At 45.7% G+C, this 8021-nt stretch carries 6 protein-coding genes; 2 read left to right on the top strand and 4 right to left on the bottom strand.

Annotation, left to right across the window (positions count from 1 at the left end; translation table 11 throughout):
• Nucleotides 1-168 precede the first annotated feature (168 nt).
• Both GF404_12630 and GF404_12625 read right to left on the bottom strand, forming a co-directional pair.
• Nucleotides 169-669 carry a hypothetical protein gene (locus tag GF404_12630; GenBank protein MBD3383026.1) on the bottom strand — a complete coding sequence of 167 codons (501 nt, stop codon included), beginning with the start codon at nt 667-669 and terminating at the stop codon, nt 169-171.
• Nucleotides 662-2041 (bottom strand): HD domain-containing protein, encoded by a 1380-nt coding sequence (locus GF404_12625; protein ID MBD3383025.1) that lies wholly within the window; start codon nt 2039-2041, stop codon nt 662-664. Before GF404_12625 ends, GF404_12630 begins: the two co-directional genes overlap by 8 nt.
• Before the next feature lie 140 nt (nt 2042-2181).
• Here GF404_12625 and GF404_12620 point away from each other — a divergent pair, with 140 nt between their 5' ends.
• Nucleotides 2182-2685, top strand: a complete 504-nt coding sequence (locus tag GF404_12620) for a DUF488 family protein (protein MBD3383024.1) — start codon at nt 2182-2184, stop codon at nt 2683-2685.
• 475 nt (nt 2686-3160) lie between these two features.
• Here GF404_12620 and GF404_12615 read toward each other — a convergent pair whose 3' ends face one another.
• Together GF404_12615 and glnA are read right to left on the bottom strand one after the other, a co-directional pair.
• Nucleotides 3161-4105, bottom strand: a complete 945-nt coding sequence (locus GF404_12615; protein MBD3383023.1) for a hypothetical protein — start codon at nt 4103-4105, stop codon at nt 3161-3163.
• 230 nt (nt 4106-4335) lie between these two features.
• Nucleotides 4336-5751, bottom strand: a complete 1416-nt coding sequence (gene glnA, locus GF404_12610; GenBank protein ID MBD3383022.1) for a type I glutamate--ammonia ligase — start codon at nt 5749-5751, stop codon at nt 4336-4338.
• A gap of 141 nt (nt 5752-5892) precedes the next feature.
• Here glnA and GF404_12605 point away from each other — a divergent pair, with 141 nt between their 5' ends.
• On the top strand, nt 5893-7887 hold the full coding sequence (locus tag GF404_12605) for a hypothetical protein (protein ID MBD3383021.1): 1995 nt from the start codon (nt 5893-5895) through the stop codon (nt 7885-7887).
• Nucleotides 7888-8021: the final 134 nt, after the last annotated feature.

Below are 8021 nucleotides of genomic sequence, written 5' to 3'. Positions count from 1 at the left end.
TCAAGACCGCCGACTGGATCATTGACCTGGGTCCGGAGGGAGGCGATGAAGGCGGTACGATCGTGGCTACCGGTTCACCCGAACAGGTCGCCAAAAACAAAAAGTCCTACACCGGCCAGTTTCTGAAAGATGAGCTGGGGTTAGAGGGGAAATAGTCGAGAATCAATTCTATCGCTCTACCGATATCTGAAAAAGGTTTTTCGCCATCCGGAGTGCATTATCATAATACGGCTTATGCTTTGGCTTTAACTCCTTAAGTTTGGATATTAGCTCTTTGCCTTTATAATGGAATCTATCTAAATATACAATCGTGGAAAGTACTTCAAGGAACCTTGGTTCTTCAAAGATTAATTTTTTAATTAAATCCATTTTTTCAATTTCGATAGACTCCCCGCATATTTTTTCGGTGCCCTTCGTATAAATGTATTCTTTAAAATCTTTTTCTTCAATACTTACACTTAGCACATCACGTTCAACAGCATTATCTAAATCACTGGCAAGAGTTGGTGAAAACACTCCATAGTTGTGAAAGATATAATTTTGATCGAAGTCCTCACCTGTTTCTTGAAGCAAGTAAACTAATTTGTGAAACTTTTTTCTGCTTTTTATACCTTCAGGAGATTTTTCGACAAGTTTCACTAACTTTGCAATTCTTTCAGTTCTATTCATTTTGGTTCCCCTCTAGTATACTCTTAAAACTCTTTTCTATCGTTCTAGGCGTAGTTATAAAGTACTCCTTAAATTCTAACTCTGATATTGCTTTTGCAACTTCATTCAATTTATTGTTTTTGCTCAGTTCATCGAAAGAAGCAATATCATTATTTTTACGATCATAAATATATATTTTCAAAGGTATTTTTAGATTTTCTTTGTAATCATAATCACCCTTTAAGGCTAAACGACTAACTTCCCTTTCTCGAAATTGAAATTCAAAATTTAAACTATTTTCCTTATATATCTGACAAACACGACTATCGTGCTTCCATGATTTTTTCGACTGGAAAACCATGTAGGGTTTTCTATTTAATAATTCAGATGATAATTGACTCAATTCTGTATTATCTGAATTTCTCCAATCATGTAGCCAAGAAATAATTACAGAATCATTTAATGAAAGATAATCTTTAATAGTTAAACTCTCAGCATTTGACAATTTTTTAAAAACGTTATTATAAAAGCCTGTAATTCTCCCGTTTTTCAGGAGTTTCATTGCTTTTTTTAATGCAAGTATCAGAATTGACTCAAGTCCAATCACGACAGGATGGAAATAAACATGCTCATACATATAATAATTTCCTAATAGATATTCTTGCAAACAGCTGAGTCCTCTCTGTTTTTCGACTGCGAAGCATATTTCGTCGCCAATCACATTATTATCTTCATCTCTTTTCTCTCTGTTTTTCCTTGATAAAGTGCGCAATAACCAATTTAAATCAAAGTTCCCATATTTGACTCCTGTCATATATGAATCTCGAAGCATATAATCCAGCCGATCAGCATCAAACTGAGAACTAACAATATCCATTAGTAATTTTTTTTTATGAGTATGAGAAATAATAGAACGGACTTCTTCATTAAACTTTGGAGAAATCTGTTTCAATATACGTTCAATTTCTTTGTCTTCCTTTATAATTTTTGTTGTCCAAATTTCATGGTCTTTTACTCTATCAGTATATCCTGCCATCTTTAATAACTCTTCAAACAGATGACTGAAAGGACCATGACCGATGTCATGAAGCAAAGCCGCAACTTTTACTAACAATCTGTCATATTCGTCATCAACTTCCAATGAATCTAAAAGTCGTGTTGATAAATGATAAACTCCTAATGAATGTAAAAATCTTGTATGGGTTGCCCCTGGATAAACATAAGAAGCGAAAGGCAACTGTTTGATATATCGCAATCTTTGAAATGGCTTTGTATCTATAAGATCTAATATTACTTGATCTTCAATTTTAATGATGTCATGAATTGGATCGCGAATATACTTATTTCCCTTCAACTTCTGTTTTTTTATATTATCGTCTAGATTCATTTTCATTCCTCAGCATAACTTAATACCAGTATCGCATCAAAGTGAGTAACAGTAAATCATTTTGTTAGTTAAATCAGCAAATAGTCAACAAAAACAATTATCATACATAGTTGTACTTTCACCTGTGTATTTCCTATATTGTCACAATGAGAATCTATACCATCGGATATGGGAATCTGGGTTTTGAGGAGCTTTTGAAGTTGCTCAAAAAGCATCGGATCGAGATCGTGGTCGATGTGCGCAGAAGCCCCTATTCACGCAACCGCAAATCCTACCGTAAAGCAGAACTCGAAAAACGACTGCCGACTCACGGTATAAAATATACTTTCATGGGCGACAGTCTGGGCGGTTTGATCCAGGATGATTCATATTACGATCCCGACGGTCGTCCGCTCTGGGACAAGCTGCGCACCCGTGAGGAGTTCAGACGAGGTATCACGGAACTGACAGAGCTCCTGCAAGACCATGGCCGTACCACTCTCCTGTGTGCCGAGGCGGAACCGTCGCGCTGTCATCGCGCACACCTCGTCGGTGAAGAGTTGTACGAGCGCAAAATCGAGGTCATCCATCTTCTGCACAACGGCGCGTCGGTTTCCCATGACGCTCTGCCTGATTCTTGCGAGCCTGAGCAGACCGACCTTTTCGATTGACCTGCTTACAGATTTCTAACTATAACGGACTTATATTTCGCCACCAGTCTGCTTATCTATCTCACTCACAGGGTTTTTCTTTGAAGCATACTACACTCAAAGAGCCATAGGCCCGTATCCGGCTGATACGGGTCTCTTTATTTATAATATACTCCACGCATTATAATATTCACCAGCCTGCCGATACTATACCAATAGATAAACAGCAAAAAGAGGGGGAAACGAGTTGTTTATGGTTGATTTTATCAAAAAAGCAATTAAAATATCAATGATAATAATACTGGCGCTGATACCCCGCCTGTGATAAATCCAGCGCGCCGACTGTTACTTCAATAGAGAGAACTGATTACTTCGAGATGGATGTACTTTTAACCGGGTAGTTTTGGCTGTCAGTTACCAGGACGATGACCTGACTGTAACTATATCCAGTTCACCGATCTATATCGTCGGAGACTTCACGGTATCCGGCATCTGATCAGAAAATCCAGGAAGGCAGAAAACGTGGATCGATCAGGCCGTGGATCGAATTGAAGAAGATAATCAGAAAAAGCGGGATGCCGACAATGTAAAACATGCGGTTGATCCGTTTGCGTGCTTTTTCGGTTTGTTCGAACTTCCGTCCAACTGCGCCCCAGACGAAATTGTAGGGTGGATAGAAGCGTTCGAGGTAAAACATGAACATCCGAAACAGGAACGCATAAAACAGGATCGCTCCGAAGAAGTCATAGACCCAGAACGACTTGATGTTCAGGGTGTCATTGAAATCGATATACCAGAATAGGGTCATCACCACGAGTACCCATTGCAATCGTGCCAGAAGACCATCCAGCTTGAGCCCCGGCTCGGAGTTGAAATACAGTTTATGCAACGGCGCACGGGTCTTGTCGACCATAAACTGTTTCACCCAGGCGACCATATCCGCCGACCATCCGGCATCGGGCGAATCGCTTTTTATTTCAATCGACTTGAACTCGAGCCGGGCCAGGATTTGCGAGGGATCGGCGTCGGGATTTCTGGCAAGCTCGTGTCTTTTAAAAAAGTTGCGGATCTTGTTGCCATCGCATTTATGGGCAAGGGGATCTTTGAATTCTGCCGTAAAAACCGGTTCGGACTGCAAGCCCTGTTTCTCGCATATGATCTTCAAACCGGAGACCGGGTTGCGGGGATGGTTTTCCATTGTGATAAGCTGGTCGACAGATTCCACCCGGCTGACATTGAAACCCAGCCACTCGATTTCATAGTTGAGATGAATTTCACTTCCGTTACCCAGGTTGCGCGCGCGGTTTCTGAGCTCATCCTCGAACCTGCGCAAGAGTTCGGGCGTCAGCATAAAGCCCCAGAAATCGGCGAAACTGGTCTGTATCGAGACGGGTTGAGAATTGAAATATTCGCAGGCAGAATTGACGTCGTTTTGATTCATTCGATTTCCCTTTTCATATTCGAAACTATTATCGGTCATTGAGAGATTTGAATTGAGGTAAAAAGAATTTAGTAGCTGGTCGGGGCTACTTCTTTACGGCAGATAAAGGGACCGGCGCGAAAAGTGGCAACTCTGTCAGGTCACAGCCGGATGAACATACGCATGACCTGCAAAAAGAACGGGCAGGAGAAATCACCTGCCCGCAGAAACAGTACTATTTTGAAAAATTCCTAACAATCGTAATAGAGCCTGAACTCATGTGGATGAGGCCTGAGGCGGATAGCATCGACCTGCGCCATCTTGAGCTCCAGCCAGACCGCGATAACATCCGTGGTAAAAACCCCGCCCTCGAGGAGGTAATCATGATCTTCGGCTAAAGCTTCGCAGGCACGTTGCAGTGACGATGGCAACTGGGGAATCTTCAGGAGTTCTTCTTCGGACATCTGGCTCATGTCATCATCGCAGGGCTCGCCCGGCTCGATCTTGTTCTTGATCCCATCCAGACCAGCCATCAGCATGGCCGCAAACGCCAGATACGGATTGCAGGTGGCATCCGGCGGACGGAATTCCATACGGTACGTGCTCTTGTCGAGCTGATAGCCCGGAATACGGATACAGGCATTGCGGTTGCCGACCGAATAAGTCGCGCGGACCGGAGCTTCAAAGCCGGGCACCAGGCGTTTATAGGAATTGGTCGATGCCGACGTGAAGCACAGAAGCGAAGCGGCGTGTTTGAGAACACCGCCGATATACCATCTGCCGATATCGGACAACTCGAGCTCATCGGAAGCGTCGTGGAAAACCGATTTCCCCGCGTTTATCAGGTACTGGTGGACATGCATACCGTTACCCGGCTCGTCATAGAGCGGTTTGGGCATAAAAGTAGCCGATTTATTGAAACGGTAGGCGCAGTTTTTGACCACGTACTTGACGATCATGGAGCGGTCGGCCATCTCTACCAGGTTACCGAACATGACCTCGATCTCCTGCTGACCGGCACCGCCGACCTCGTGGTGATGGTACTTGACGGGAACCCCGCAACGCTTGAGGATATCGGTCATCTCATTGCGGATCTGGTAGGTCTTGTCCTTGGGCGGAATCGTATGATAACCACCTTTGTAGCGCACGTTGTAACCCAGGTTCTGCTCGGAGTTATCGCCCGAACGCCACTGGGCCTCATTCGAATCCAGAAAATAGAAACCGCGTTCCTGTCCCTGATCGTAGCTGATATGATCGAGCAGGTAAAACTCGAACTCCGGTCCCCACATGGAATCAGCCGCGAACCCACTGTCTTTTAAGTATTTCTCCGCTTTTCGGGCGACCCAGCGCGGGTTGCGGGTGAATTCCTCAACAGTGCCGTTGACATTGACGACGTTGCCGATAAAACTCAATGTGGGACGATCCCAGAAGGGGTCGATAAAGGCTGTTTCGGGATCGGGCAGAAGGATCATATCGCCCGATTTGATATGCGCGAAACCGGATACCGAAGAGCCATCCACCCCGATACCATTTTTGAACAGGCTTTCGGTCAAGCGCTCGATTGGAACCGTGATATGGTGCCATTCGCCCAATAAGTCGACGAACTTGACATCCACGAATTCTACCAGATTATTCTCGACCAGTTGCTGTATCTTCTCTGTAATCATAAACAGCTCCTTGTGAAAAAATTATCTAAGTCATTATAACATAGATAACCGGATTGGCAATCAAAATCGGCACAATAACCGATTTCTAATTGACTTTTAGCCTTTTTTGTCGAATGATTCCTGAAACGGAGGGAGAAACAGATGAAAAAATGCACTATAATTATTACTTTTCTTGTATTACTGACGTCGCTTTCAGCTCAACCGGGAACCGATCCGGAACCGTTTGAAACCGCCTTGAATGCGGTCGGACTTGAGAAAGAAAAGCTATCCTTTGACTACGGAGATATGGCCAACTACGGCGGTGACAGGTTTTATATGCCTCTTTTCTACACGCTCCACTCAGCCCCTTTCAAAGTCGAAAAATACAGTAAACAGTATCGCGGCGAACTCACTCGCCAATGTCGTAACCTGATGAGAATGAGCGCGTTCGCCTCTCACCGGGTTGGTCTGGGGGTGCGCCGGGGATTAATCGACAACCCGCTCGACCGGATCCTTCCGTTTCTGGAGGAGGAGTTTTCCCTGTACGACGCGATTGTCAAATTCGAGGCCTTGTATGCTATCCCCATGGATCAAAAGAAACGTGAGGAGCTCTGGAATGCAACCAATGAGGTGCCGGTCGAACTGCAAAAAATGGCGGCGGTGATCATCTACAGTTGCATCGATTCAAACCGCTATCATCGCCAGGCCTTTCTGGAGGCGCGCGAGGAATTTGACCTGCACGAGATGTTTACCGCTGTGCCGGAATACTTTACTTCCGAGGAAACGGGGATCGATTTCCAGATCGAAGAACTGATAGAAGAAGTCGACCTGAAATACCTGTTCACACCGGCCCAGGATATAGCGCTGGGAATCGATTACGCTGTCGATTCACTTAGTAAGCTGAATTTCACATCCGATTTCGAGTTCGAGTGGGAGACCTCGGCCGGCAAAATCGTTATCAAAGATGGCAGAAGCCACTCCTATGATGATGACCGTTATTTTCTGATAATCGATGTCGGCGGTAACGACACCTACAAAAACGCAGCCTCTAATCGCGATCTTTCGAACTGGATTTCGATCGCGATTGATATGGGCGGAAACGATATATACGACACCGAGGGTGAGGATTATCCGGCTTTCGGGACCGGGCTGTTCGGCTATGCCTACTTAGTCGATATGGCCGGCGACGACACCTACCGCGGGAAAAACCTGACCCAGGGTGTGGGTATATTCGGGGTCGGAATACTGCAGGATTTGTCGGGCAATGACAGCTACGACGGTTACATCTCCGGGCAGGGTGCCGGCTTTTGCGGTCAGGGGATACTTTCCGATATAACCGGCGACGACCGCTACCATATGTTCCAGATGGGCCAGGGCTTCGGTTTCACGCGCGGAGCCGGAATTTTAGTCGACTCGACCGGTAATGACCGTTATATCGCTAATGACTCAATCATCGATTTCCCCTCCTCCCAAAGCGAGGATCATAACTCCAATCTCTGCCAGGGAGTCGGTTTCGGCAAACGGGCGGACTTCATCGACGGCCATTCATGGGCGGGTGGAATCGGAATCTTAGTGGATGCTTCCGGAAACGACCACTATTCCGCCGGGCTTTTTGCGCAGGGCTGTGCCTACTGGTACGCAATCGGTCTTCTGGCCGACACGCGGGGTGATGATGTTTACGAGGGAGTCTGGTACGTCCAGGGATCGGGCGCACATTTCGGCTTGGGGATTATGCTCGAATCGGATGGTGACGACCGCTATACAGCTACCCATAATATGGCCCAGGGCGCAGGGCATGATTTTACTCTGGGATGGCTGATTGATGAGGCCGGGAACGATATCTACATCGCCCCGAACCTGTCGCTGGGTGGCGGTAATGCCAACGGCATTGGGATCTTCTGGGATAAGCGCGGTAACGATCAGTATTTCGTCGAGGAAGCTACCACTTTGGGAAGATCGAATGTCGCCAGCCGCGGCAGTTTGCGGGATACCTTCTTGAATCTGGGGCTGTTTCTGGATACCGGCGGAGAGGATGTATATCCCGAAGAATATGAGTTCGCCAAAAACAATTCGCTCTGGACACAGCCGGGCAAAAATACCGATCAGCCGTTGGAGACCGAAAAAGGTGTTGGCTACGATTGCGAATGTACGGAGTAGACTTTAATTAGTTAAATTTCCTGTAGGTCGGGGTTGCTTGCAAGCCGACATGTAAATTTGATAAATCCTCAGGTTGACAAGCAACCTGAGCTCTCGACTAATTATGACTTACGACAAGCAAATACTCGCAAACC

The organism is Candidatus Zixiibacteriota bacterium (assembly GCA_014728145.1).
Lineage (GTDB): Bacteria > Zixibacteria > MSB-5A5 > JAABVY01 > JAABVY01 > WJMC01.
This window is presented reverse-complemented; position numbering and strand designations above follow the sequence as displayed.